The 25,344-nt window shown below is 55.2% G+C and carries 30 protein-coding genes; 15 read left to right on the forward strand and 15 right to left on the reverse strand.

Features of this window, described 5'->3' with window-relative positions; genetic code table 11:
- Positions 1 to 20: 20 nt before the first annotated feature.
- A complete protein-coding gene (locus C1J03_RS04555) occupies positions 21 to 245 on the reverse strand; it encodes a YdcH family protein (protein WP_114884152.1) in 225 nt (74 codons plus the stop codon).
- A 165-nt stretch (positions 246 to 410) separates the two neighbouring features.
- Between C1J03_RS04555 and C1J03_RS04560 the strand changes: the two genes are divergently transcribed.
- The 3 genes from C1J03_RS04560 (at position 411) to C1J03_RS04570 (ending at position 2,037) form a co-directional block, all read left to right on the forward strand.
- A complete protein-coding gene (locus tag C1J03_RS04560; protein ID WP_114884154.1) occupies positions 411 to 824 on the forward strand; it encodes an Hsp20 family protein in 414 nt (137 codons plus the stop codon).
- 3 nt (positions 825 to 827) lie between these two features.
- Positions 828 to 1,049, forward strand: coding sequence for a DUF1150 family protein (locus C1J03_RS04565; protein WP_114884156.1), 222 nt, complete (start codon positions 828 to 830; stop codon positions 1,047 to 1,049).
- 127 nt (positions 1,050 to 1,176) lie between these two features.
- Positions 1,177 to 2,037, forward strand: a complete 861-nt coding sequence (locus C1J03_RS04570) for a glycosyltransferase family 10 domain-containing protein (protein WP_114884158.1) — start codon at positions 1,177 to 1,179, stop codon at positions 2,035 to 2,037.
- Positions 2,038 to 2,067: 30 nt separating this feature from the next.
- On the opposite strand, the gene C1J03_RS04575 is transcribed toward C1J03_RS04570, so the two are convergent.
- Both C1J03_RS04575 and trxB read right to left on the reverse strand, forming a co-directional pair.
- Positions 2,068 to 3,780 carry a bifunctional sulfate adenylyltransferase/adenylylsulfate kinase gene (locus C1J03_RS04575; RefSeq protein ID WP_114884160.1) on the reverse strand — a complete coding sequence of 571 codons (1,713 nt, stop codon included), beginning with the start codon at positions 3,778 to 3,780 and terminating at the stop codon, positions 2,068 to 2,070.
- 150 nt (positions 3,781 to 3,930) lie between these two features.
- Positions 3,931 to 4,917, reverse strand: coding sequence for a thioredoxin-disulfide reductase (gene trxB, locus C1J03_RS04580; protein WP_114884162.1), 987 nt, complete (start codon positions 4,915 to 4,917; stop codon positions 3,931 to 3,933).
- Positions 4,918 to 5,139: 222 nt separating this feature from the next.
- Between trxB and C1J03_RS04585 the strand changes: the two genes are divergently transcribed.
- Positions 5,140 to 5,640: an Lrp/AsnC family transcriptional regulator gene (locus C1J03_RS04585; protein WP_114884164.1), complete on the forward strand. Its 501-nt coding sequence runs from the start codon at positions 5,140 to 5,142 to the stop codon at positions 5,638 to 5,640.
- A gap of 1 nt (position 5,641) precedes the next feature.
- On the opposite strand, the gene C1J03_RS04590 is transcribed toward C1J03_RS04585, so the two are convergent.
- The 5 genes from C1J03_RS04590 to lgt all read right to left on the reverse strand — a co-directional run bounded on the left by C1J03_RS04590 (position 5,642) and on the right by lgt (position 9,824).
- Positions 5,642 to 6,418, reverse strand: coding sequence for a Hint domain-containing protein (locus C1J03_RS04590; protein WP_254694175.1), 777 nt, complete (start codon positions 6,416 to 6,418; stop codon positions 5,642 to 5,644).
- Between the two features lie 316 nt (positions 6,419 to 6,734).
- A complete protein-coding gene (locus C1J03_RS25535; protein WP_174234439.1) occupies positions 6,735 to 6,875 on the reverse strand; it encodes a hypothetical protein in 141 nt (46 codons plus the stop codon).
- 260 nt (positions 6,876 to 7,135) lie between these two features.
- Positions 7,136 to 7,891 (reverse strand): peptidoglycan editing factor PgeF, encoded by a 756-nt coding sequence (gene pgeF, locus C1J03_RS04595; RefSeq protein ID WP_114884167.1) that lies wholly within the window; start codon positions 7,889 to 7,891, stop codon positions 7,136 to 7,138.
- Positions 7,888 to 8,943, reverse strand: coding sequence for a class I SAM-dependent methyltransferase (locus tag C1J03_RS04600; protein ID WP_114884170.1), 1,056 nt, complete (start codon positions 8,941 to 8,943; stop codon positions 7,888 to 7,890). The genes pgeF and C1J03_RS04600 overlap by 4 nt, the downstream gene beginning before the upstream one ends.
- Positions 8,940 to 9,824: a prolipoprotein diacylglyceryl transferase gene (gene lgt / locus C1J03_RS04605; protein WP_114884172.1), complete on the reverse strand. Its 885-nt coding sequence runs from the start codon at positions 9,822 to 9,824 to the stop codon at positions 8,940 to 8,942. Before lgt ends, C1J03_RS04600 begins: the two co-directional genes overlap by 4 nt.
- 96 nt (positions 9,825 to 9,920) lie before the next feature.
- Between lgt and C1J03_RS04610 the strand changes: the two genes are divergently transcribed.
- The 5 genes from C1J03_RS04610 to C1J03_RS04630 all read left to right on the forward strand — a co-directional run bounded on the left by C1J03_RS04610 (position 9,921) and on the right by C1J03_RS04630 (position 13,098).
- Positions 9,921 to 10,163, forward strand: a complete 243-nt coding sequence (locus C1J03_RS04610; RefSeq protein ID WP_114884174.1) for an accessory factor UbiK family protein — start codon at positions 9,921 to 9,923, stop codon at positions 10,161 to 10,163.
- 308 nt (positions 10,164 to 10,471) lie between these two features.
- A complete protein-coding gene (locus C1J03_RS04615; RefSeq protein ID WP_114884176.1) occupies positions 10,472 to 10,972 on the forward strand; it encodes a YbjN domain-containing protein in 501 nt (166 codons plus the stop codon).
- A gap of 32 nt (positions 10,973 to 11,004) precedes the next feature.
- A complete protein-coding gene (gene proC, locus C1J03_RS04620) occupies positions 11,005 to 11,820 on the forward strand; it encodes a pyrroline-5-carboxylate reductase (RefSeq protein WP_114884178.1) in 816 nt (271 codons plus the stop codon).
- A complete protein-coding gene (locus tag C1J03_RS04625; protein ID WP_114884180.1) occupies positions 11,813 to 12,151 on the forward strand; it encodes a tRNA-binding protein in 339 nt (112 codons plus the stop codon). Before proC ends, C1J03_RS04625 begins: the two co-directional genes overlap by 8 nt.
- Positions 12,148 to 13,098: a 2-hydroxyacid dehydrogenase gene (locus tag C1J03_RS04630; protein WP_114884183.1), complete on the forward strand. Its 951-nt coding sequence runs from the start codon at positions 12,148 to 12,150 to the stop codon at positions 13,096 to 13,098. The genes C1J03_RS04625 and C1J03_RS04630 overlap by 4 nt, the downstream gene beginning before the upstream one ends.
- Here C1J03_RS04630 and C1J03_RS04635 read toward each other — a convergent pair.
- The gene (locus C1J03_RS04635) at positions 13,095 to 13,682 is read right to left on the reverse strand and encodes a thymidine kinase (protein ID WP_114884185.1); all 588 of its coding nucleotides are present in this window, start codon (positions 13,680 to 13,682) and stop codon (positions 13,095 to 13,097) included. The two genes, C1J03_RS04630 and C1J03_RS04635, sit on opposite strands and share 4 nt — an antisense overlap.
- Before the next feature lie 287 nt (positions 13,683 to 13,969).
- Between C1J03_RS04635 and C1J03_RS04640 the strand changes: the two genes are divergently transcribed.
- Entirely contained in the window at positions 13,970 to 14,428 is a 459-nt protein-coding gene (locus C1J03_RS04640; protein ID WP_114884187.1) for a hypothetical protein, read from the forward strand.
- Positions 14,421 to 15,140, forward strand: coding sequence for an arsenical resistance protein ArsH (gene arsH / locus C1J03_RS04645; protein WP_114884190.1), 720 nt, complete (start codon positions 14,421 to 14,423; stop codon positions 15,138 to 15,140). The genes C1J03_RS04640 and arsH overlap by 8 nt, the downstream gene beginning before the upstream one ends.
- On the opposite strand, the gene C1J03_RS04650 is transcribed toward arsH, so the two are convergent.
- Positions 15,137 to 16,261, reverse strand: a complete 1,125-nt coding sequence (locus C1J03_RS04650) for a beta-ketoacyl-ACP synthase III (RefSeq protein ID WP_114884192.1) — start codon at positions 16,259 to 16,261, stop codon at positions 15,137 to 15,139. The two genes, arsH and C1J03_RS04650, sit on opposite strands and share 4 nt — an antisense overlap.
- 195 nt (positions 16,262 to 16,456) lie before the next feature.
- Here C1J03_RS04650 and C1J03_RS04655 point away from each other — a divergent pair, with 195 nt between their 5' ends.
- Positions 16,457 to 16,945 (forward strand): fasciclin domain-containing protein, encoded by a 489-nt coding sequence (locus tag C1J03_RS04655; RefSeq protein WP_114888842.1) that lies wholly within the window; start codon positions 16,457 to 16,459, stop codon positions 16,943 to 16,945.
- Between the two features lie 57 nt (positions 16,946 to 17,002).
- Here C1J03_RS04655 and C1J03_RS04660 read toward each other — a convergent pair whose 3' ends face one another.
- Entirely contained in the window at positions 17,003 to 17,293 is a 291-nt protein-coding gene (locus tag C1J03_RS04660) for a hypothetical protein (protein WP_114884194.1), read from the reverse strand.
- A gap of 468 nt (positions 17,294 to 17,761) precedes the next feature.
- On the opposite strand from C1J03_RS04660, the gene C1J03_RS04665 reads away from it, so the two are divergent.
- Positions 17,762 to 18,019 (forward strand): DUF3302 domain-containing protein, encoded by a 258-nt coding sequence (locus C1J03_RS04665; protein ID WP_114884196.1) that lies wholly within the window; start codon positions 17,762 to 17,764, stop codon positions 18,017 to 18,019.
- Positions 18,016 to 19,143, forward strand: a complete 1,128-nt coding sequence (locus tag C1J03_RS04670; RefSeq protein WP_114884198.1) for an HlyD family secretion protein — start codon at positions 18,016 to 18,018, stop codon at positions 19,141 to 19,143. The genes C1J03_RS04665 and C1J03_RS04670 overlap by 4 nt, the downstream gene beginning before the upstream one ends.
- A 108-nt stretch (positions 19,144 to 19,251) precedes the next feature.
- On the opposite strand, the gene C1J03_RS04675 is transcribed toward C1J03_RS04670, so the two are convergent.
- The 3 genes from C1J03_RS04675 to C1J03_RS04685 form a co-directional block, all read right to left on the reverse strand.
- Complete coding sequence (locus C1J03_RS04675) at positions 19,252 to 20,064, reverse strand: class I SAM-dependent methyltransferase (RefSeq protein WP_114884200.1); 813 nt, start codon at positions 20,062 to 20,064, stop codon at positions 19,252 to 19,254.
- A gap of 113 nt (positions 20,065 to 20,177) precedes the next feature.
- A complete protein-coding gene (gene carB, locus C1J03_RS04680; protein ID WP_114884202.1) occupies positions 20,178 to 23,537 on the reverse strand; it encodes a carbamoyl-phosphate synthase large subunit in 3,360 nt (1,119 codons plus the stop codon).
- A gap of 119 nt (positions 23,538 to 23,656) precedes the next feature.
- A complete protein-coding gene (locus tag C1J03_RS04685; protein WP_114884204.1) occupies positions 23,657 to 24,424 on the reverse strand; it encodes an alpha/beta fold hydrolase in 768 nt (255 codons plus the stop codon).
- A 54-nt stretch (positions 24,425 to 24,478) separates the two neighbouring features.
- Here C1J03_RS04685 and C1J03_RS04690 point away from each other — a divergent pair, with 54 nt between their 5' ends.
- The gene (locus C1J03_RS04690) at positions 24,479 to 24,853 is read left to right on the forward strand and encodes a hypothetical protein (protein ID WP_114884206.1); all 375 of its coding nucleotides are present in this window, start codon (positions 24,479 to 24,481) and stop codon (positions 24,851 to 24,853) included.
- Between the two features lie 85 nt (positions 24,854 to 24,938).
- On the opposite strand, the gene C1J03_RS04695 is transcribed toward C1J03_RS04690, so the two are convergent.
- Complete coding sequence (locus tag C1J03_RS04695) at positions 24,939 to 25,337, reverse strand: (R)-mandelonitrile lyase (RefSeq protein WP_114884208.1); 399 nt, start codon at positions 25,335 to 25,337, stop codon at positions 24,939 to 24,941.
- Positions 25,338 to 25,344 lie beyond the last annotated feature (7 nt).

Consider the following 25,344-nt stretch of genomic DNA (forward strand, 5'->3'; position numbering starts at 1 on the left):
ATGCGCCAAACCCGCGAAGCTTAGGCGGTGATGTCAGGGGTCAGGCGATCTTCGATCTGTGCAATCAAATCCTTGAGGCGCAGTTTGCGTTTCTTCAGCCGCTGAAGTGTTAATTGATCGCCAATCGCCTTCTCAACAAGAGCAGTGATGGCCGTATCGAGATCGCGGTGTTCGCGTTTGAAAACTGCCAATTCCACACGAAGGACTTCATCGGAGTTCATCTTCAGATCAAGGTGGTCGTTCATGGGTTGGTTGATTCCGTCGCGCTATTGAACTTTGAACATAGGTCGTAACCGCTTCTGCGCATAGCCCTTGCGCCACGGTCCCTTCATACCCATATTTAACTCAAGCGGTTGCCGAAAACTGGGGCCGCAGAATTGACTGTCGCTTTTCGAATAAGGACGTGTCGCATGACGAAAATGACGCTTGCATCGTATCCCCACATGTTGGGGTTCGAACAGCTGGAACGGGTGCTTGAACGCACAGCGAAATCTGGCAATGAAGGCTATCCGCCTTTTAACATCGAACAAACATCCGACTTTAGTTACCGAATAACGCTCGCCGTTGCTGGTTTTGCGGAACAAGACCTGTCGATTACTGTTGAAGATGGGCAGCTGGTGATCCGTGGACGCCAGCGTGACGACAGCGAAGGGCGCGTTTTTCTGCATCGCGGAATTGCAGCGCGCCAATTCCAACGCTCTTTTGTCCTCGCTGATGGGGTTGAAGTGGGTGAGGCGCTGATGGAGAATGGTCTGCTGCATGTGGACCTAACCCGCGCGAAACCGGAAAAGATTGTTCAGACGATTAATATTAGGAAGGGGTAAAAAATGCAGGATACAAATACACCGGAGAACTCAGATCGTACGGTTTATGTGAAGCCGATCTTGGTGACCGATTTGCCGAGCGAGATGCGCGATCAGGCCGAAGGGCTGGACCAGCTCTATGCGGTTCACGATTCGGAAGGCCAGCAACTGGCCCTTGTGGGCGACCGCAAGCTGGCGTTCGAATTGGCCAAGCAACATGACTATGCACCCGTGATGGTGCATTGACCGCAGCGGAAGCTTCGGAGAAGTTTAGGGGGCCGCAGGGGACTGCGGCCTTTTTGCTGTTTTGCGGGCATTAATTTGCTGGGATATGACAAAGCTACATCAAGCTGTTTTTTGAGGGGGCAAGAGTATGAACGACCCAGCGATCGCCGTGCTACCCTATGGCGGACGGCTTGGAAAAAAGCTGGCTGCCCTCGACCTTGATGATTTGGATTGGCCGTTGGGCCGCCCTGCACGGCTCGCCAAAGGCACGGTTGGGGATCTTGCGCCTGGCGACCACCTGATCGTGTTTCCAAAAACAGCGATGCACTATCAACCGCGTTTCGGCACGTCGGCGCATGTATCAATCATGGTGGTCGAGCCGTCCGTAATCCATGGCCGTCACCTTAAGTGGCTGCGGTTGACATGGCGGAGATTTTTCCGAGTTTTCAGTTATAATGAGGCACTTTTGGCTGCCATCCCCAACGGACTTTTCCTTGCCTATGGCACATCTTGGGTGCCGAATTGGCAAGACTTAGATGTCACAAAAACCGCGATGTGTTCGTTGATCGCATCAGCCAAACGGGACCAACCGGGCCATGCTTTGCGCCACGAGGTCATTGAGGCGGTGCAGGCTGAAGGATTGGATGTCACGGTTTTAGGACGCGGATATGCGCCGTTTGAGAACAAGTCTGACGGGCTTGCGCCGTACCGTTTTTCTGTTGTGATCGAAAATGTCCGAGAGCAGCACTATTTTAGCGAAAAGCTGGTTGATGCGGTGCTTTGCGAAACGGTGCCGATTTATTGGGGTTGCCCAAATATTGCGGATCATATCGACACGGGTGGCATGATCATTTGCGAAAGCAAAGAAGCGCTCTTGGCGGCGATAAGGGCCGCGACGGGGCAACAATATGAAGCGCTATTGCCGGCATTAAAAGCGACGAAACCGCAAGCGGCTGCGTGGGATAATTTGGAACTGCGCGCGGCACAAACGCTAAAGGCCAGCCTGTGACGGGCTGGCCTTTGCTTTACTGTTAGGCGCTTAGCCTTTGATAAGGCCCATGTTTTCGAGCTTTAGCAAGACTTGGTGCGCGCAGTTGTCTACGTCAACATTCTCGGTCTCAACCCGCAATTCAGGCGTTTCAGGGACATCATAGGGGTCTGAAATCCCTGTGAATTCCTTGATTTTGCCTTCGCGCGCCAGCTTATAAAGCCCTTTGCGGTCCCGACGTTCACATTCTTCAATCGACGTGCCGACGTGCACTTCAACAAAAGCACCAAACTCTTCGACATCTTCACGAACAGCGCGACGGGTTGTGGCGTAGGGCGCGATTGGCGCGCAGATTGCAATGCCGCCGTTCTTGGTGATCTCGCTTGCGACATAGCCGATGCGGCGGATGTTCAGATCGCGGTGTTCCTTTGAAAAGCCCAGCTCGGAGCTGAGATTTTTGCGCACAATATCACCATCCAGCAGTGTAACGGGACGCCCGCCCGCTTCCATCAGTTTGACCATCAGCGCGTTTGCGATGGTGGATTTTCCAGAGCCTGAGAAACCAGTGAAAAACACGGTAAAGCCTTGCTGCGCCCGCGGCGGACGCGTGCGGCGCAATTCCTTAACGACTTCAGGAAAGGAGAACCATTCGGGAATATCCAGCCCTTCTTGCAAACGACGGCGCAGTTCGGTGCCCGAGATGTTCAAGATGGTGACGTCATCTTTGTCTTTGATTTCGTCCATGGCCTCGTATTGCGCGCGTTCTTGCACCCAAACCATGTGTTTGAAATCGACCATTTCGATTCCCATTTCCTCTTGGTGTTCACGAAAGAGGTCCTGTGCTTCGTAAGGGCCGTAGAAATCCTCGCCCTTGGAGTTGTTGCCGGGGCCCGCGTGATCGCGGCCCACGATGAAATGTGTACAGCCGTGGTTTTTGCGGATCAGACCGTGCCAAACTGCTTCGCGAGGGCCGGCCATGCGCATTGCAAGGTTCAACAGGCTCATCGCTGTTGTGGCGGCAGGGTATTTATCGAGCACGGCCTCGTAGCAACGCACACGGGTAAAGTGATCAACATCGCCGGGCTTTGTCAGGCCAACAACGGGATGGATCAGCAAGTTGGCTTGTGCTTCGCGCGCAGCACGGAAGGTCAGTTCTTGATGCGCACGGTGCAGTGGATTGCGGGTCTGGAAGGCGACAACTTTGCGCCAGCCCATCTTGCGAAAATATGCGCGCAGCTCGTTTGGCGTGTCGCGACGACCGCGGAAATCATAATGTACGGGCTGTTGGATGCCAGTGACCGGACCGCCAAGATAGATTTTGCCGGCTTGGTTGTGCAGGTAGTTCACCGCTGGGTGGGCGTCGTCATCTGCACCAAATACCATTTCAGCTTCGCGTGCCTTGTTGGGCTCATAGCGGTCGGTCACTGTCATGGTGGCAAGGATCACGCCTTCTTGGTCGCGCAGCGCGATATCTTGGCCAAGTTTCAGCTTGGCTGCAAAGTCTTCTGAGACATCAAGGTTGATCGGAATTGGCCACAGCGCGCCATCCGCAAGACGCATGTTTTCGACGACCCCGATGTAGTCATCTTCGCCCAGAAAACCCTTAAGCGGGTTAAAACCGCCGTTCATGAGCAGCTCAAGATCGCAGATCTGCCGTGGCGTTAGGTCGTGGCTGACCAGATTACCCGCCTCAACTTTCATTTTTTGTGCCGACTCGTAGGACACATAAAGTTCAGGAATGGGGGCGAGGTTTGGCGTTTGCATGTCAGGTTCTCATTGGTTTGGGGCCACAGCCCGGATGGAGGCCGTCTACTCCTAGGATTAGGCTCAGTTCAAGCGTTTCAACCTGTTTTTAGGCGAATGCATGGCGGATGTGCGATTTTTGCAGGGCTTGGGGTAGACGTATTTGTTTAGCTACGCTTCCTCAGTCTGAGGTTGTTCGCTTTGCACGGCCGTCTCGTCACCTTCTTGGGACAAGAAGCGCTCCGCCTCAAGCGCTGCCATACAGCCCATTCCGGCGCTGGTGACCGCTTGACGGTATTCATGATCAGTCAAATCGCCAGCCGCAAAAACGCCCGGTATCGAGGTTTCAGTGCTGTCCGGTTTGGTCACCACATAGCCGCCCATATGCGTTTCGAGCGTGTCCTTAACCAGCTCGTTCGCAGGAGCATGCCCGATGGCCACAAAAACACCTTTGGCCGCGATGTCGGTGATTTCACCAGTTTTGGTGTGCTTCACCTTAATACCTTCAACGCCTAGCGGGTTTTCGGTGCCGTAAACTTCATGCAGCTCGTGGAACCACAGAGGCTCAATCTTGGGGTTCTTCATCAACCGATCGATCAAGATCTTTTCGGCGCGCAACTCATCGCGGCGATGCACCAGGGTCACCTTGGAGGCAAATTTGGTCAAAAACAGCGCTTCTTCCACAGCTGTATTGCCTCCGCCGATCACGACAATCTCTTGGTTGCGGTAGAAAAATCCATCACAGGTGGCACAAGCACTTACGCCGAAGCCTTTGAATTTCTCTTCGCTTTCCATCCCGAGCCATTTGGCCCGTGCACCAGTCGCCAAAATGACAGCATCGGCTACGTAGGTTGTGCCGCTGTCGCCCTTGGCTTTGAAAGGGCGGCTGGACAGGTCCAGATCGATAATGATGTCTCCGATAATTTCGGTGCCCATCGCCTTGGCATGCGCCTCCATGCGAACCATCAGGTCGGGGCCTTGAACTTCGGTGTCGCCGGGCCAGTTTTCGACCTCGGTGGTAGTGGTCAACTGGCCACCGGGCTCAATACCTTGAACCAAAATAGGATCGAGCATCGCACGACTCCCGTAAACACCAGCGGTATAACCCGCCGGACCGGAGCCAATAATCAAAAGCTTTGTAGTACGCGTCTCGGCCATGTTGGTCCCCTTCAAGGTGTTTTGCGGCAGCCAAGATGATATAGCGATCAGCCGGGTGGGCTTAAACCCCTCGTTGTCGCTGTATTGGAATTTGCATGAGTAACGACGCGGCACCTCGGTGAGTTTCTTTTCGCGCTCAGAAAGATTGTTGCGCTCTTGTGAAACATTATTGCGCGTGCGAGTGGTGATGCTATAATAATTGCAAATTTGCTGGGGGCTTTTATGGCAGGCACACGTCTCGATCCTATTGATCGGAAAATTCTGGCTGAGCTGCAATCAGACGGGCGCATGACGAATGTCGAGCTGGCCAAACGCGTTGGTATTTCTGCGCCACCTTGTCTGCGCCGGGTGCGCACGCTCGAAGAGCAAGGTATGATCCGTGGCTATCATGCGGATGTGGACGCGCGCGAACTCGGGTTTGAGGTGCAGGTTTTTGCAATGGTGGGGCTCGCGAGCCAAGCTGAAACAGACCTAAGTGCCTTTGAGGATAAATGCCGCAGTTGGCCATTGGTGCGCGAGTGTCACATGTTGAACGGTGAGGTTGATTTCATCCTCAAATGTGTGGCCCCAGATCTGTCGAGCTTTCAGAGCTTTTTGACCAGCAAATTGCTAACCACGCCTAATGTAGCAAGCGTTAAGACGAGCCTTGTTATCCGAGGGGCCAAGGATGATCCCGGCGTTCCCTTTGACGTGCTTGAAGAACGGCTCAGCGTCAAAGCTTGAGCTAGCCAATCAATGTGTCCTCTTTTGGTGCACGTTGATGCGCAAGCGGGCCGAAGTCAGAGATATGGCCAATCTGCGGAAAGAGCGACAAAAACCGATCCCTTAGGGCGTGGCTGATATCGCGTGTGGTGTTGGCACCGGGATGAAACGTTTCCATCTCCAATCCACCGACCTTGATCACCGCATGACGCGACAAACAAATGTGGAAAAGCCGAACGGGCGTCGGTGGAGCCACCTCGATCACATTCACACCATCTACAAATTGGCGGGCCGGGGTCAGCAATTGCTGACCGTCAGCTATTGCGCGCAAAGCGGGTGGTGTTTGGAGAATGCGGGCACCCGGACCCACAGTCAAAAACGCGCTGGGGCGGCTTTCACCAAAACTATCGGCCATGAACCGGATCAACGGGGTGCGCCTGCCAGTCTCTGCGGGCACAAAAGACGAGGACCCGATCCAAATAAGCTTGGCGGGTTCTTTGGTGGACGTCTCGATCATGTCGCCGGGTTGAAGGTCTTCGACAGCAACGGGACCCATGGTTGTCTGGATCAAACTGCCGCGCGCGAAGGCGGAAAAGGCGGATTCGAACAAAGGAATAGCAGGGCCTCTGGATTGACCGATAAAGAGAGACCCGTCGCTACGCAGGGCCGTCACCTCGAAACTCCGCTTCGATTGGGTCTGCAAAGCCGAGCCGCGCATATCGGCAGATCTGGGGGCGATTGCGTTCACTCCACTCTGGGTTTGGACATACGCGCGCGTGGTCGTGGCAGTTAATGTCATGCGATCACCATATCGGTTGGTCACATCCGCGTCGGTCCCCACCAACAACGACGGAAATAACGAATACTTGTTACTTCGTGTCTCTTAGGTGGACTAAATCGCCATCAAATCGCCCAATTGTCAAAGTTTGGAAGACATTGAAGCAAAAATGGGCATCAATCTGACGAAATTCTATGGATTTGTTTCGGCCGACTTTCCGGCACTGCCACAATTGGCTGCAAACAAGAAACCCCCCGCGCGAATCAACGCACGAGGGGCCTTTTAACGGCGTCCGGGGGATACAGACGTGCCGTATGGGAATAATTGGTGGGTCCGGTTAGGCCGACTTGCGAAGAGGTTCAGCGGTGCGCTTGGCGATAAACGCTGCGCGACGTGCACCACGTGCCCAAGGCATCACGGTATCATTCTTTGCCGCAGTTTCAGTGATCGACTTGGTAAAGCGTTTGTTGGTTTTCATGTTCATCTCCTGCCGTGTCTTGGGCACTGTTTTGTCCCTGATTGCCTTTAAACATGACGGTGCAATCGGGTTTCATTAGGGCGGGATCATGGAAAATAGAAAAAGTTGCCTAAGAGTTTTGGCGAATTATGCCTTCTGGCCGCATTCATCCGTTAACCCTAGTTTGTTGGGCTAAAATGGCGGGTTTATGGTGCCGGCAGCAACTCAGCCCACCTGAATATGGCAATTGCCGGTCATGTTTTGCCGCAATTGAGCCCGTGTCAAAGAGCGATGGCCGCGATCATGCGGCCATAGTCGGCTTCCTTGGCGTGGGTGGTACGGCGATAAGAATAAAACCGATCCGGATCAGAGAAAGTGCAATGGCGAGTCCATTCCGCCAGGCCCACCCCAGCATCTCGCAACCGGTCAAGGCCAAACCCTGGTAGGTCAAACATTAAACGATCTCCGCTGCCTTGGGCGAAGAACCGTGAATATTCTGGGTCTTTCGCTATGAAACTGTCCATGAACTCCGGGCCGACCTCATAGGCGGTTTGGCTGATGGCGGGACCGATAACGGCAACGACGCTTTCACGTTCTGCCCCTAGGCTGACCATAGCATCGACCGTGGCTTGCAGAACGCCATCAAGTGCGCCGCGCCACCCAGCATGGGCGGCACCAATCACACCCGCTTCTGCGTCGGCAAATAACACAGGCTGGCAATCGGCCGTGAGCACCGACAGGGCCAGCCCGGGCATGGCTGTAACCATTGCATCTGCGCGCGGTTTGTCAGCAAGTGGGCCCGTGACCGTAACGACGTCGGGGGAATGGATTTGATGAACGCCGACGAGGTTTTCAGGTTCTACCGACATAGCACTGGCCACACGGTTGCGGTTGATGGTGACAATTTCGGACTGATCGGATGACCCGCTCCCACAGTTTAACCCGGAAAACACCCCCGATGAAGCGCCGCCCCGACGGGTAAAAAAACCATGGCGCAATGGGGCGAGGCTGTCTGCCGTCAAAATTTCTAGTGTCATGGTTCCAATCCCGGAGGTAGGGCTGTGCCTTGAGGAACAAGGCCAACTACTTTGAACAGGTTTCCCATTTCCGTCGGGTGCGTCAACCGTCGATGTGTGGCGATGTGAGTTTCCAGCGCGGGTCCGGTCAAATTGGCGGCGAGCATTTGGGCACGCGCCGTAATGCCGAGGCGCTCAAGAAACACACCTTGCGGCGTCACACGGCTATGGGTGCAGGGCGCGCAGGATTGGATAAGTGCTTCAAAATCAACATGTGCGGTCAGGTCGGATTTGCCCGGATCGGTCAGCGGATCGACGGTTCGGTGGTTTTGTGCCGCTTGGAGGGTGTCACCTAAGCTGCGCCAGTCACCATAGTCGATCACGAGCGCTGCGCCGCCATGGGTTGCGATGCGCGCGGCAACGACGCTCAGCATTGGCGCGGCAGTGGGGCAGTCTTCGACCATATCACCGTGTTTGGTGTCCTCAAGCCGGTGCGCTAGCGCAGGCTGCACAGATGCGGGGCCAAGGCCGAAAGTCAGCGCGTTATCCCTGAGGCCGATTTGCCGTTCGCGCCAACGTGTGTCGTCTCGAACAAATTGGCGGATGGGCAGCGCGTCGAAAAATTCATTTGCGATCAGCAGCAAAGGGCGTTCAGGCAGTTCATCGATGTGGTCGATCCATCTGGCCTGCGGCAGTAAGGTCGATTGGGTCTCGCGCAAGGAAGGCGACGCCTCGAGCAAGACCATGTCAGCCGCGTCTAAAAAGCCGGGCACAGAGCGGGTCGCACGCAGAATGTCGGCCATCAGGGTGCCGCGCCCGGGTCCGAGCTCTGCGAGGGTGAAGGGGGTTGGTGATCCCTGATCAAGCCAGGTTTGGGCGAGTGCCAACCCGATCAATTCCCCAAACATTTGGCTGATCTCAGGCGCGGTGACAAAATCGCCGGCCTGCCCGAAAGGGTGCGCCGTGGTGTAATACCCAAGTGTCGGATGCATTAGGCAGGTGGACATATATTCTGCCACGCTGATCGGCCCCTGAGCCGTGATCTGGGCGGTGATCAGGTCCTGCAGGCTCATGTGGTGCTGCGGGCACGTCCGATGAGAATAGCGCCCACGGCGATCATCGGAATACACAAAATCTGTCCCATGGTCAGGCCGTATCCTGCCAATTGCCAAGCCAAGCCAAGAGGGTTTCCCTCCGTTACAAACTGGGCATCGGGCTGACGGAAAAACTCCACGGCAAAGCGGGCGAGCCCGTATCCTGCTAGGAACGTGCCGGTGATCCGCCCCTCGTGTTTAAGCGCACCGCGCCGCCATGCCATCCAGATCAAAACGCCCCCAAGGACAAGCCCTTCCAAAAGGGCTTCGTAAAGTTGGGAGGGATGGCGGGCACAAATGCCGGCGATATCAGGGCAGTACTGCGCGGCCTGCGTTGGAAAGGCGACGCCCCACGGCAGGTCGGTTGGGCGGCCCCAAAGTTCTGCATTGATGAAATTTGCGATACGTCCCAGCAACAAACCAGGTGCAAGGCCAAGGCAAATCAGATCGCCAGTCGAGACACAGGGCAATTTGTTGCGCCACGTATAGATCAGTGCCGCACCGATGACCCCAAGCGCGCCACCGTGAAAGGACATCCCGCCTTCCCAGACCTGCAGAATTCGCGCAGGTTCAGAGAGATAGACGCCGGGCTGATAAAACAGCACATACCCCAGACGCCCGCCCAGAATGACGCCGAGGATGATCCACGTCAGCATGTCTTCGATCTGCGCAGGGGTCATTGGTGGCGTATCATCGCGCCACAAGCGATACGTTTTTGCGGCCTGTAATGCGACGCGCCATCCAATCAAGATGCCTACGATATAGGCCAAGGCGTACCAGCGAAGCGAAAAGCTGAAGCTGCCGAAAGCAATCGTAAAGATTTCGGGCGCGATATCGGGGAAGGGCAGCATTGCGATCATGCGCTGATTGAGCGCGCCCGCGCGGGGAAGTCAACCTTGCGGCAGGTCCGTTGAGACACCATATAGTGAATAAGCCAGACGGTAGGAGACCCGGACATGCAATCACGTAACAAGATTTTCGATGACATCAGCCAGATAATGACAAACGCAATGGGCGTCGCCCAAGGTGCGAAAGACGAGGCCGAAACAGCCATGAAGGGTCTGATGGACCGTTGGTTGGCGGACCGGGATTTTGTCACGCGCGAAGAATTCGATGCGGTGCGTGCGATGGCGCAAAAAGCGCGCGAAGAGAATGAGGCGCTGAAAACGCGTCTGGATGCACTTGAAGGCAAGTCTTGATCCAAGAGCGGTGCTGACGCGCCATTACATCGATTAATGTGTCGCCAAGTTGGGGCGACCTAGCCCCCGCATTTTGTGGGGGCTTTTTCACGTCTGCGGCTTTCACTTTACCCTATTTTGGGGAGAACTTCCAATTCATCCACAAGATTTTGGGGTTATCCCCAAGATAAGGGGTTGTCAGAGAGTCGCTGGCCCGTCACCATATTTGGTATAGGACGTACCTAGTATAGGCACCCTGTAGCGCGAATACCTAAGGATGGGGCGTGACACGGCCTCAGCCTGCGAGCAGATAAAAAAGAGGTGGCGAAATGACCCTATCCGAGCAGTATCTGGAAGACGACATTCACCCAATCGACATTGTGGAAACGCTGGCAGCCCACCATGACTGGGATTTTGACCGCATTTCTGACGAGCAGATAGCGATGGCCGTCCAAGGCCAGTGGCGGACGTATTCGCTGACCTTGGCTTGGTCCGCCTTTGACGAAACCCTACGCTTGATCTGCACGTTTGAGATGGAGCCGCCCGAAGAGAAACTTCCGCAGCTTTATGAGTTGCTCAATGATATTAATGATCAATGCTGGGCCGGTGCCTTTACCTATTGGCCTGAGCAAAAGCTGTCGGTTTTCCGCTACGGTCTTGTTTTGTCGGGTGGACATGTCGCCAGTCCTGATCAGATCGATACGATGATCAGTGCCGCGGTGCTGAGCGCAGAGCGGTACTATCCCGCGATGCAGCTGTTGATCTGGGGCGACCGGACCCCGCGCCAAGCGTTGCAGGTGGCCATTGCCGAAGCTTACGGGCGCGCGTAACAATCTCTCGAATAAATCGAGGGAATCTTACCATGGAAAACACGCGGATTGCTGATCAAGGGCTTGTGCTTTTGGGCTGTGGCAAGATGGGATCTGCGATGTTGGCGGGGTGGTTGGAGCGTGGCCTGCCGCCGTCATCTGTTTGGGTCAACGATCCTTATCCTTCAGCCTGGTTACAAGACCAAGGACTGCATCTGAACGAGGCATTGCCCGCGGTTCCTGCCATCGTTTTGGTCGCAGTTAAACCGCAGATGATGGCGGATGCGCTGCCGACGTTGCAGGCGATGGGCAATGGCGACACGCTTTTTGTGAGCATCGCTGCCGGTACCACGATCACTTATTTCGAAGATATTCTCGGAACGAACACACCGATTGTTCGCGCGATGCCAAATACGCCCGCTGCCATCGGTCAGGGGATCACAGCGATTGCAGGCAATGCCCATTCGGGCAGCCAAGGGATGGATGAAGCCGAAGCGCTTTTATCCGCTGTGGGGCAGGTGGTGCGGCTGGAGAACGAGGCGCAGATCGACGCAGTGACAGGCGTCAGCGGGTCGGGCCCGGCCTATGTGTTTCACATGATTGAAACCTTGGCGGCGGCTGGTGAAGCCGAAGGCTTGGATCCGGCACTTTCGATGCAATTGGCAAAGGCAACTGTTGCGGGGGCGGGCGCGTTGGCATTTTCGGCCGCAGAAGAGCCCGCGCAATTACGGGTCAATGTCACCAGCCCCAACGGCACAACGCAAGCCGCCCTTGAGGTGTTGATGAATGAGGCCGACGGTTTTCCAGCGTTGCTGCGGCGGGCGGTAAAGGCTGCCGCGGATCGATCAAGGGAGTTAGCGGGTGGCTGAAATTGATTTTGACGATTTTCTCAAAGTCGACATACGGGTTGGCTGCGTGACGCGGGCTGAGGCATTCCCGGAAGCGCGCAAGCCTGCAATCAAGCTTTGGATTGATTTCGGGGGCGAGATTGGCGTGCGCAAGACATCTGCTCAATTGACGGTGCACTACACGCCGGCTGCGTTGGTGGGGCGACAGGTCATGGCGGTCGTGAACTTTCCCGCGCGCCAGATTGGGCCTTTCATGTCCGAGGTATTGGTCTTGGGCGTGCCTGATGAAACAGGTGCTGTAGTTCTGCTATCGCCTGATCAAGAAGTGCCAATCGGAGGGCGCATGCATTGAAAAAGATACTAGTTACCAGACCGTTGCCAGGTGAAATTCATGCCGCACTCGAGGGGTTCGACGTCACGACCCGAGAGCTGACCGGGCCATTGAGCGGGGATGAGTTGCGTGCAGCATTGCAGAATTTCGATGGGGTATTGCCAACCCTTGGTGATCAATTTTCCGCCGAGGTTTTTGCGGAAGTGCCTAGTATACGCTGCAAGATTCTCGCCAATTTTGGTGTGGGTTATAACCATTTGGATGTGACCGCAGCAAAGGCGCATGAGGTGGTTGTGACGAATACGCCGGGGGCTGTTACGGATGCCACGGCCGATATCGCGATGACGCTGATGTTGATGAGTGCCCGGCGCGCGGGTGAAGGTGAACGGCTGGTCCGTTCCGGCAAGTGGGAAGGCTGGCACCCGACCCAAATGCTTGGCCTCCACCTGAGCGGCAAAACCGTTGGGATTGTCGGGATGGGTCGCATCGGTCAAGCGATTGCGCGGCGCTGCCATTTTGGATTTGGTATGAAGGTGCGCTACACAGGGCGCGGTGCCAAAGAGCTTGATTTCGATGCGGTATATAACGGTGACCTCAAGGCGCTTGCTGGTGAAGTTGATGTGCTGGTCACGGCGGTCCCCGCGTCTCCTGAGACATGGCACCTGATCGACAAATCTGTGCTTGATGCCATGCAGCCCCATGCACGTCTCATCAATATTGCGCGTGGTGATGTGGTCGATGAGGCTGCTTTGATCACAGCATTGCAGAACCGCGAGATTGGTGGCGCGGGCCTTGATGTCTATGAGTTTGAGCCCACCGTGCCGCAAGCTTTGCGTGATCTGGATAACGTGGTGCTGTTGCCGCATTTAGGGACAGCAGCGCAGGAAATCCGTGTGAATATGATGATGATGGCAGTCGATAATTTGAAAGCGTTTTTTGCAGGAAAGCTGCCGCCTAACGCCGTTTAGCTGGGTTTATCCCCGACCTCTTTGCGCCAGTGACGTCGGCACAAAGATACGTAGGTCTCGTTCCCGCCGATTTGCACTTGAGCACCGTCCCGTAGCGCTTTGCCGTCTGATCCTTGGCGCACAACCATGGTTGCTTTCTTGCCGCAATGGCAGATCGTGCGCACTTCGCGCATTTCGTCAGCCAGCGCGAGCAATGTGGCAGAGCCAGGGAACAGCGCGCCGCGAAAATCCACCCGCAAACCAAAGCACATGATCGGCAAATTTAGATCGTCAACAGCACGGGCGAGTTGCCAAACTTGCGGCTCGCTTAAAAATTGTGCCTCGTCGATGAACACGCAAGCACAGGGACCGGCGGCAATCCGCTTTTTCAACTTGGCGAATAAATCCTCACCCGGCGCGAAAGTATCGGCGGGTTGCGCGATCCCGATACGGGACGCGATTTGCGCAGGACCGGTCCGGTTGTCCAGATGCGCGGTCATCAAATAGGGAATCATGCCGCGTTCGACATAGTTGTGCGCAGCCTGCAGCAGGACAGTGGATTTGCCTGCATTCATGGTGGAATAGTTGAAATAAAGCTTTGCCATGGTCGCTGTGTTACGACGAGGCGCGCCAAATCCGCAAGTGCCCTTAGGCAGATAGATCTGATCCGTGTGCCATGATGCTAGATTGCTCCAGACTGTCTCCCCCCACCAAACAGAAGCACACGAACCAGTATAAGACGCCGGCCAGGGTCACCGGTTACTCGAACCTCTGATATTGCTATCAGCACAGATACAACAATGACATTTACGATCCCGCTCAATAATGGGAAAAGGGTCTCGGCTTTCCCCGCGCGACGCGGGTAAACAGGTTTGAAGACAGGGTTAATTGTATGGCCGGATATGGCAGCTATCTGAAAAAGCATACCGAAGCGTTGGTAAAAGATGTGGGCATTGAACCTGCCTGTGTGTTGACCGGGAAGTCCAAAGCGACGCTGGGCCGGTATTACTCAGACAATGAAGAACATGCGGACCGCTTTATGCCGGTTGATGCTGTGGCGCAGTTGGAAGATGCGGCGTCTTACCCGCATGTGACTGCTGCTTTGGCGGAACTGAAGGGGATTGGCCTCAACTTTGATGACCGCCGCCCCAATGAAGAGCGCTCAGGTGGTGTGTATTCGGACGTTATCGCCTTAAGTCAGCGTTTTGCGATGTTGATGTCGGAATACCAACAGTCGATGGAAGACGGTAAGATCACCATGAACGAAGCCAAGCGGCTGCTGCGTGAGACCACGTTGTTGCAACAGGTGTTGATCGACATGAAACTCCATCTTGAGGACGAAAGTGTCTGATCACGACCTGCAAAGCCTTGCGCTAGATCAACTGCCACCCCTCGATATTGACGCGCTGAAAGCGCCGGGTGATCCGGGGCACAAGCCGCGAATTCTGCTGCTCTATGGGTCGCTTCGTGAACAGAGCTACTCGCGACGGGCTGTCGAGGAATCGGCGCGTATTTTGCAGCATCTGGGATGCGAGATCCGCATTTTTGACCCCAAAGGTCTGCCACAGCCTGATGGCGCAGAGGATGACCATCCAAAGGTCGCCGAGCTGCGTGAGATGGCTGTCTGGGCCGAAGGGATGGTTTGGTCCAGCCCAGAGCGCCACGGGGCGATGACCGGCATTATGAAATCCCAGATCGATTGGCTGCCCTTGTCATTGCAAGGCGGCATCCGCCCGACCCAAGGTAAAACGCTGGCGATCATGCAGGTAAGCGGTGGTTCGCAATCGTTTAATGCCGTCAATCAGATGCGGATATTGGGACGCTGGATGAGGATGGTCACCATTCCCAATCAATCAAGTATCCCAAAAGCTTGGTTGGAGTTTGACAGCGAAGGCCGCCTTCCCAAGGGGCCGTTTTATGCCCGGATTGTCGATGTGATGGAAGAGTTGGTGAAATTCACATGGATGGTACGAGGGCGTTCCGACTACCTCGTGGATCGCTATTCGGAGCGCGTTGAAAGCACCGAAGACGTCCATAAACGGGTATCGCTGAAATCGCTCTAGCCGTGTCGTTCGACAATGACGGATCCGACGGAATAGCCCGCACCAAACGAGCAGATCAGCCCTTTGTCGCCATCTTTCAAGTCACTGGAATATTTGGAGAATGCAATGATTGAGCCCGCGGATGACGTGTTGGCATAGTCTTGCAGGATATTTGGCTGCTCACCTGGCTCAGGTGTGCGGCCCAGTACCTTGCGTCCGATGAAGTCGTTCATCGACTTATTCGCCTGATGCAGCCAAAGCCGTTTTAAATCATCGGCTTGCATATCTTCTGCCTTCATATGATTCGCGACGTGTTCGGACACCATTGGCAGCACTTCTTTGAACACTTTACGTCCGTTCTGCATAAACTGCATGTCTCGCCTGTCGGTCATGCCGTCTGGTCGGGAACGGCGTAGATAGCCGTTGTTGTTGCGGATATTATTGCTGAATTGCGTGGCGCAACGCGTTGATTTTATCTCAAAATACGGACCTGCAGCGTCCTCGGCACGTTCGATTAGTGTGGCGGTGGCTACGTCGCCAAAGATGAAATGACAATCGCGGTCGCGCCACTCAAGATGGGCCGAGCAAATCTCGGGGTTTAACACGAGTGCGGAGCGGATTGAGCCCGAGCGCACCATGTCTGCAGCGGCCTGTATGCCAAAGGTCGCAGAGGAACACGCGACATTCATGTCGAAGGCGAAACCGTTGATGCCCAAGAGCTCCTGAATCTCAATCGCGACAGCAGGATAGGCGCGTTCAAGGTTGGAGGCGGCGCAAATGACCGCATCAACGTCAGTGGCCTGCTTGCCTGCTTGTGCCAAGGCTTTGCGCGCCGCGTCTAACGCCATTTCGGCCATCAGGGACGGCTCGTCATCACTGCGTTGGCGCAACAGCGGGTGCATCACCTTGGGATCAAGGATGCCCGTTTTATCTATGACATGGCGTTGCTGAATGCCGGACGCCTTGAGAATAAAATCTTCTGAGGAATGCGCTTTTGGTTCCAGCGTACCGGCTGCAATCGCATCTGCATTTTCGATGTTGAAAAGATCAACGTAAGCGTTGAACGCGTGTACCAACTCGGCGTTCGTAATGACCTGATCTGGCGTGAAAACACCGGTGCCCGTGATCGCAGGTATGTGCATGGAAGCCTCCTCTGAGTTGGCGGAGTAGGCCCAAAAACGCCAGGGTGGTCAAGGTGCGCGGGGCTCAAGGGGGAGATGGATGACGTAACGGGAGGGGGGCAGATCATTGTCTTTATCAAAAAAAGTAAACTAAATTTGATCCGACGCGATGATCGCCCCGTATTCAGTTTATCAAACATCCAATGGAGAGACAAAATGATCCGTAGAACGCTTTTGAAAACTGGTGGCGCTGTAGGCCTTATGGCGCTTGTTGCAGGTTGTGCAACAACGTCAGGCACTGGCGACATCGTTGATGTGGCATCCGGCAACGGAGATTTCTCGACCTTGGTCGCAGCCGTTGGCGCAGCAGGTCTGGTCGATACGTTGAAAGGGCCCGGCCCATTCACAGTATTCGCCCCAACTAACGCAGCCTTTGCGGCCCTGCCAGAAGGCACTGTCGACAGCTTGCTGCTGCCAGAAAACAAAGACCAGCTGATCAAAATCCTGACCTACCATGTCGTTGCAGGCAACTACCCGGCCAGCTCACTTGTAGGCAAGCACGGTAAGCTGACATCCGTGCAAGGCGGAACGCTGGGGATCAACGGCAGCGACGGCGTAAAAGTAAATGGCGCGACAGTAGTCATCGCCGATGTTGCGGCCTCAAACGGTACAATTCACGCGATCGACGCCGTATTGCTGCCCTGATTGCTTGCAATATGTTGAAAGAGGCCTCGCATTTGTGGGGCCTTTTTTTGTTTGGGCTTAGGAAATCGGCACTGAATAGATCACGTAGCCATCCTGCCGTGCGACTTCTACCGCGCTGGTGTCGATGACAAAGACACCTAGGTTTTCTGCATCTTCAGGGCAGCCAACAAGGTCTGCGGTGTGGTCAAGATACTCTGCTGTGGCATCAGATTCCCCAAGACGGCGACAAACGTCACCTTTGAAACGGTAACCATCCCCAAAGAATGGCAGCGATCCAGTGACGGGCGCTGGCTCAGGCGCACAGGCTGTAAGCAGTAGGGCAGTGACGGGAATTATCGACAGACGCATTGGTCAGCTCCTTTAATAAAGGTGCCGACAAAGTAGCATAATTTCTCGTTTAGCGGGAGGGGTGGATGCTACGGCTCGATGCGACCGTGCGACGTGAGCCTGTGTATCGTGATATGAACGGCGGTTTCGTGCTTTCAGACCTGTCTTCGCAGCGGCGATGGGGAAAGTTCGATTGAACGTTCCCGGCGCAGAGCTTTCTGGCTATCCCACGATTCAACATAATTCGGCGCGAACGTTTCACAGCCGCTGTTTATCGGCAAAAGAACTGATATCGGTGTCTTCCCGAAAGCGGCTTCCATCTCGAATGGTGAAGCATACCATTTGGCCCGGTTTACTTGGAAAGGGTGCCAAAGACGGGAGCCGGTTCAAAATGCAAAGGTTCAGTGGGTAGAGAGTGTTTAAGTCTGTCTGCTTTCATTAATACGGCCAAATATGTTAACCTCATTTCAATCAATTGGAGGGGCACTCGTGAGCGTTTTAGATATTTTTGCGTGGGTTGTGCTCATCGTTATCATTGGCACGGTAATCGTTGTTTTCGTGTTTTTGGCCATGCTACCAGGGCGTATTGCTAAGCAACGCAACCATCCTCAGTACGAAGCAGTGAATGTGGCTGGCTGGCTCGGTGCGTTAGCACTTGGTGTGTTCTGGCCACTAGCGCTGGTTTGGGCCTTTTACATATCGTCAGAACAGCAACTCCCCAAAACTGATGAGGAGGCAACGTCATGATTGTGTTTCTCACGCTCATCTATGTGGCGGTTCTTTTTGTTCTGATCCGTGCCAAAGTTCTTCCGGACACAAAGGCAACCTGGGCAACTACCGGTGGTTGGATTGTTCTTTTGTTGATCTTTCTTTTCATCCCAATGCAGTGGGGGGCGCCCTCCGGCCCAGTTCGCATCATGACCCGTGTAGTTCAAATCGTGCCGAATGTTGCAGGGCAAGTCGTTGAAGTTGTTGCTAACCCTAATGTTTCGATGAAAAAGGGAGATGTCCTTTTTCGCATCGACCCCGTTCCGTTTCAGCAATCTGTAGACATTGCCGAGGCCAACCTAGTGCGTGTCCAGGCGCAGTCGGTACAGGACCTAGAAGCGTTGAAAACAGCGCAAGCCAGCTTGCGTCAGGCAACTGCTCAAAAGGACTTGGCCCAATCTCGCTATGACGACGATAAAAAGTTAGTGGAAAGTGGAACCTATTCAGAAAACCGCCTTGATCGTCGTACAAGCGATCTGGATCAGGCATCTGCAGCAGTGGACTCGGCTCGCGCCTCAGTGACCCGAGCTGAAGCTGAGTTGGGGGCGGTCATGCCAAGCGGCAAGGTTGCCAAGCTGGCCGAGGCCGAAACCAGTCTGGACCAGGCTCTCTGGAACTTAGATCAAACGATTGTTCGCGCGCCAGGCGATGGCTATGTGACCAATATGGCTCTGTCTGTCGGACAGAGGGCGGTTAGCTTACCATTCGCACCGGCCATGGCTTTTGTAGACACGGCTGAATCTGGACCCGTGGCGCAGATACACCAAATATACCTGAGGCACATAAAACACGGACAGCAAGTTGAAATCGCCTTAAAAACGCAGCCGGGAAAGCTGATTTTTGGAACCGTGGACCGTGTTATTCCAGCAGTTTCCGGCGGTCAGGCACAAGTCTCCGGCTCAATTGCAGCAGCAGTGAATGTCACTTCGGAACCGTTCTTGATACGTATCAATTCCAACAATCCAGATGATGCCGTGTTTATGGTTCCAGGGGCAGTTGGTACCGTGGCAATTTACACCGAGAAGGTCGGCGCCACCCATGTAATTCGTAAAGTTATGATGCGAATGACCGCCATTCTGAACTACTTAAACCCAGCTCTGTAGTTCAGGTCTTAACCGCCAAAGCAACGATTGTATTGGGCTCGAACTGGACCACTGAAGCTTTTAGTGAGGGCCAATCAACCCTCTTGAGGAACTCGGCAACCTCGAGTCCTACTTCGAAGCAACAATAACAAACCCCTGTATTTTTCCGGTAACTGCGCCCGAACCGAAGACCTGTTCGATGTCTACTGCCGCGGCGTTCGTGATTTTGTCCAAACAGCTAGCGTCGCGGTCTAACAGTTCATTCCGCAAAGGAGTGCCTTGGCAATAAGCAATGGCTGGAATGCGGGCGTTCTCTGCATGGCTTTGTTCGGTAATCGTGTGGACTTCAACGCCACTAAATCCGGCACTTTGCAGCTCGCTCTTGATGGATGCGATGTCATGGTAACCATGTGGTGTCCGCTCCAAGAAAATTGGCGGATCGTCGGGGAAAAATCGCGTTGCCGTCGCGGTGACGTTCTGTGCAAATTCGTTATTCTCGATCTTGTCCCAAACGTTGAAGATGAACTGGCCACCCTCACGAAGCATGCGGAATGCTTCGGTATATCCCGCCGCTTTGTCGGGTAGGAACATCATGCCAAACTGACAACACATGATATCAAAAGTCTCATCATCGAACGGCAAGGACATTGCGTCGGCCTGTTGCCATTCGATTTGAGTATCATCGGGCTGCTGCTTTGCCGCTCGGTCCAACATCGGTGGATTCAAGTCCGTCACGACATAGCGGGCTTCGTCTTTCAGCAAGGGCGCTAGGGCGCGGGTGACCACACCGCTTCCTGCAGCTGTTTCCAACACAGCATTGGGACCAACACGCGCAACTCTCTGTGCCATATCTTTTGCGTAGGATTCAAAAATCAGAGGTACGAGATAGTCATCGTAGATGTCAGGGATGGAGCCCGAAAAAACCTTGTCTTTGTCCGACATTGCCGTGAATCCTCAAATTGGTCCTATTTGACGTCTCACCAATTCGTAGCACATTTCCACAGTTTTTCTTTGATATCTTTGATCTCAGACAGGCAGTTTACGTGAATCGCGCCTTACCCCTGTAGTGACTTCACCCCGATGTCGTCTTCTGCCTGGGCCTTGATCGCCAACGCTGCGGCATAGCTGCCGGCTGCTGTGGTGAAATAAGGGATCCGGTCATAAAGCGCGATGGAGCGGATGGATTTGCTGTCGTCTACGGCTTGTTGGCCTTCGGTGGTGTTCATCACCAGATGGATTTCTTCGTCCTTCATCATGTCGGTGATGTCGGGGCGACCTTCGTAGACCTTATTTACCACTGCGCAGGTGTGGCCGTTTTCATTGAACCAAGCCGCCGTTCCGCGGGTCGCGATGAGGGTAAAACCTTGGTCCAGAAGAATTCCAGCGGCTTTGAGCATGTCACCTGTTTTGTCGGCATCCTTGATCGAGATGAACGCACAGCCTGAGCGCGGCAAGGGATTGCCCGCGCCGATTTGTGCCTTGAGGAACGCGCGAGGGAAATCACGGTCCCAGCCCATGACCTCGCCGGTGGAGCGCATTTCAGGGCCCAAGATCGTGTCCACACCAGGGAAGCGGGCGAAGGGAAGCACCGCCTCTTTGACGGAGAACCACGGCATATTTGGATCAGCAAGGGTCATCGGATCGCCAAGCGGCAAGATGTCTTCGTAGGCGGTTTGTGCCGCATAGGGCGCACGCTGTGGGAAGTTGCTGAGCGGTTCGCCGGCCATGATGCGCGCGGCAATTGAGGCGATCGCTGAATCCGTCGCCTTGGCCACAAAGGGCACAGTGCGCGAGGCGCGAGGGTTGACCTCAATCAGATAGATGTCGCCATCTTTGATCGCGAACTGGATGTTCATCAGCCCGACCACATTAAGAGCCAGCGCCAATGCATGGGTCTGTTTTTCGATCTCTACGATGATGTCGCGCGGCAGGGAGTAGGGCGGCAACGAACAGGCACTGTCACCTGAGTGCACGCCAGCTTCTTCGATATGCTGCATGATGCCGGCGACGTGCACGTCCTTGCCATCGCACAGCGCGTCCACGTCCAACTCAACCGCGCCAGAGAGATAGCTGTCGAGCAGCACGGGACTTTTGCCCGATACGACCACGGCTTCGCGAATGTAGCGCTCCAAGCTTTGCTGATCGCGCACGATTTCCATCGCGCGACCCCCCAAGACGTAGGAGGGGCGAATTACCAGTGGAAAGCCGATATCTTTGGCGATCTCAAAGGCTTGTTCGTCTGTTGACGCGATACCGTTATGTGGCTGCTTGAGGCCGAGAGACTGCACAAGCTGCTGGAAACGCTCACGGTCTTCGGCAAGGTCGATCATATCGGGCGTGGTGCCGAGGATCGGGATGCCTTCGTCTTGTAGGGCCTGGGCGATCTTGAGCGGGGTTTGACCGCCGAACTGGACGATCACACCGTGCAGCGTGCCGTTCTCCTGCTCAACCCGCAGGATTTCCATCACATGTTCAAAGGTCAGTGGCTCAAAATACAGACGATCCGAGGTGTCATAATCCGTCGAGACCGTTTCTGGATTACAGTTGACCATGATCGTCTCATAGCCCGCGTCTGTCAGGGCATAACAGGCGTGACAGCAACAGTAATCAAACTCGATCCCTTGGCCGATCCGGTTGGGACCGCCGCCAAGAATGACGACCTTTTTGCGATCGGACGGGCGCGCTTCACATTCCGCATCCCCCATCATTGGGGTCTCATAGGTCGAATACATATAAGGGGTCTGCGCCTCAAATTCGGCGGCGCAAGTATCGATGCGTTTAAAGACGGCTTTGACACCTTGTGCGAGCCGGGCGCGGCGCACGTCATTTTCCGAAAGGCCGGTCAGATTGGCGAGGCGGGCATCGGTAAAGCCCATCATCTTGAGGTGACGCAGGGCGTGTTCTTCGCCGGGCAGACCGCTCGCGCGCACTTCTTCTTCGGCTTCGATGATCTCGCGGATGCGTGCAAGGAACCAAGGGTCGAACATGGTGACGCCGTGGATATCATCATCCGACATGCCATACCGCATGGCCTGAGCGATGGTGCGCATGCGGTCTGGGGTTTGCTCTGCAATGGCTTTCGTTACGGCTGCGATATTCTGCGGAGCGTCTGACGGCATGTCGTCAGAAAATCCTGGGATGTTGACTTCGTCAAAGCCAGTAAGGTCGGATTCCATCGACGCCAGTGCTTTTTGCAGGCTTTCATGGATGGTGCGCCCGATGGCCATCGCCTCGCCAACGGATTTCATGGCCGTGGTCAGGTACGGCTTGGCACCTGGGAATTTTTCAAAGGCAAATTTTGGGATCTTGGTGACGACATAATCGATGGACGGCTCAAAGCTCGCCGGCGTGACGCCAGTGATGTCGTTGTCCAATTCATCAAGCGTAAAGCCAACCGCCAGTTTTGCGGCGATTTTGGCAATGGGAAAGCCCGTCGCTTTGGAGGCAAGCGCAGAAGAGCGCGACACCCGCGGGTTCATCTCGATCACAACCATACGGCCATCGGCGGGGTTAACGGCCCATTGCACGTTGGAGCCGCCCGTTTCGACACCGATTTCGCGCAGCACGGCGATCGAGTGGTTGCGCATGATCTGGTATTCTTTGTCCGTCAACGTGAGCGCCGGGGCCACGGTAATGGAATCGCCCGTGTGCACGCCCATGGGATCAACGTTTTCGATGGCGCAGACGATGATGGCGTTATCGGCCGTGTCGCGTACCACTTCCATCTCGAATTCTTTCCAACCCAACAGCGATTCGTCGATCAGGATCTGGCCCATCGGCGATGCATCCATGCCCGAGCGGCAGAAAAATTCGTAATCTTCGCGGTTGTACGCAACGCCGCCACCGGTGCCGCCCATCGTAAAGGCGGGGCGGATGATGGCAGGCAGACCGATATCTTCGATGCTTTCAAGCGCGATCGCCACACCAGCAGCGAGGTCTTTTTTGCCGTTTGCATCCTTGGGAGCCGTGCAAATGGTCGCGCGGGGGTTTTCGATGCCCAAACGGTCCATTGCGTCACGAAACAGCTTGCGATCCTCAGCCATTTCAATGGCTTCGCGCTTAGCACCGATCATCTCGACGTTGAATTTATCCAGCACGCCCATCTCTTCGAGGGCGAGCGAGGTGTTGAGGCCCGTCTGGCCACCCATGGTGGGTAATAACGCGTCAGGGCGTTCTTTTTCGATGATTTTTGCAACAATTTCAGGGGTGATGGGCTCAATATAGGTAGCGTCTGCCAACCCTGGGTCCGTCATGATCGTGGCCGGGTTCGAGTTGACCAGAATGACCCGGTAGCCTTCCTCTTTGAGGGCCTTGCAGGCTTGGGCTCCTGAGTAGTCAAATTCGCAGGCTTGCCCGATAACAATAGGACCCGCGCCAATGATCATTATCGACTGAATGTCGGTTCTTTTTGGCATTGGATCGCCCCCGGTAATATTTGCAAATTGTCGTGGGTTATAGGCATGGCACGACTGGTTGCAAGGGTGGATTGGGGCGCTGCTGCAAACGGTTGAAAAATCGCGGCCAAAGTATGCGTTTAAGCGTCGAGAAATGTGCGCACAGCGGCCTCAAATTCGCGGGGCTTTTCCGCGTGAAGCCAGTGGCCGGCGCCGGGCAGCTTTGCAAAGCGTGCGGCCGGAAACAACGGTTTGATGGTATTTCGGTGTTCAGGCAGGACATAATCGGACGCGCCGCCCGATAGAAACAGGGTCGGGTTTGGGAAAGTTCCGGTCAATTCGGGAAAGCCGATGATCTTGTCCATCTCGGCTTCGAGTACGTCGAGATTTAGACGCCATGCTTTGTTCGGCACGTCGAGCGACTGGGTGAAGAAACTCTGGAGCGCAGGTTCAATCCCGGCACTCGCCAGCTGTGCTTCGGCGTCCGAGCGGCGGGTGAGGGACGACAGATCCACACTGCGCATGGCGGTGATCATGGCCATCTGGGTGTGCGAGTAGGTGACAGGGGCGATGTCTGCTACGACAAGACGGCGCAAAAGCTCGGGCTGGGTCAGGGCGACGGTCATCGCTGCTTTGCCGCCCATAGAATGCCCGCACAGATCCACAGGGCCGCCCAAGTGGTCGATAAGCTCCGAAAGGTCAGCGGCCATGTCAGGGTAGCTTTGGGTGTCACCGCGCGGGCTTTGTCCGTGGTTGCGCATATCAAGGATGATGACGCGACGGCTGTCGCTGAGGCGCTTGGCGATCACGCCCCAATTGCGACCAGATCCATAAAGGCCATGAACAATCATCAGCGCAGGGCGCTCAGGCGAAGGGGTGGTGTCACCAAATTCAGAATAAGCCAGCATGGGGTGACGCTAGTGCCATTGCGGCAGGGACGCCAGTGCGATTAGGGTGCGGTCATGAACGTTCAAAAGGACATTGAAGCTAAGGTGCAGACCTTGCTGTTCGAGCTTGAAAAGAGGCTCGGCATAAAAACCGACGATCTGGCGCAGGGTTTGCGGCGGGCCGGCCGGCGTTTGCCGCGTCGGGTACGCGCGAAGGCAAAGGTGTTGGTTGATGCGCAGGCAATGACAGGCAACCCCAAACTTGCGCGGCAGGTGGACGCAAGCACTGTGCGGGTGGCGTTTGATGCGGTGACGACACATTTGCGGGGGATCGACGTGCGTGATGCACGCAATGGTCGGCGGTTAAGCCTTGCAGGTGCTGTGGTGTTCAACCTGCTGCTGGTGCTGGCGGCGTTTTTCGCGTGGCTCTGGTGGCAGGGTTATGTTTGAAGACGGGGAGGCCCGAAACGCCGGCGGATTGTAGCGTTTGGTTTCGGGCATCCGAGGTTGCGTATTAAATGGCGTCAAAAACCCGCTAGCTGCAGTTGAATTGCGCGTCTGTAACCTGTTCCATCCACGTAACTGCGCCGCTCTCATCCGCTTCTTGCAGCGCAATGTGTGTCATGGCGCTGTTCGGCGTCGCGCCGTGCCAATGTTTCTCGCCGGGCGCGATCCAGACGACATCTCCGGGGTGTATGGCCTGTATGGCCTCGCCCTCTTTTTGCACCTGACCTGTACCTGAGGTGACAATCAGCGTCTGGCCGAGGGGATGGGTATGCCACGCTGTGCGCGCGCCTGCCGAAAACGTCACGGTGACACCGCGCAACCGTGCGGGCGCCGGTGCGGAAATCAGGGGATCCATCTGAACGGTGCCGGTGAAATAATCGGAGGGTCCGGCCTCGGGCGGGCGGCTGCCTGCGGTGTGGATGATCATAAGAAGA

Origin of the sequence: Sulfitobacter sp. SK012, from assembly GCF_003352085.1 — a bacterium.
Taxonomy (GTDB): Bacteria; Pseudomonadota; Alphaproteobacteria; order Rhodobacterales; family Rhodobacteraceae; genus Sulfitobacter.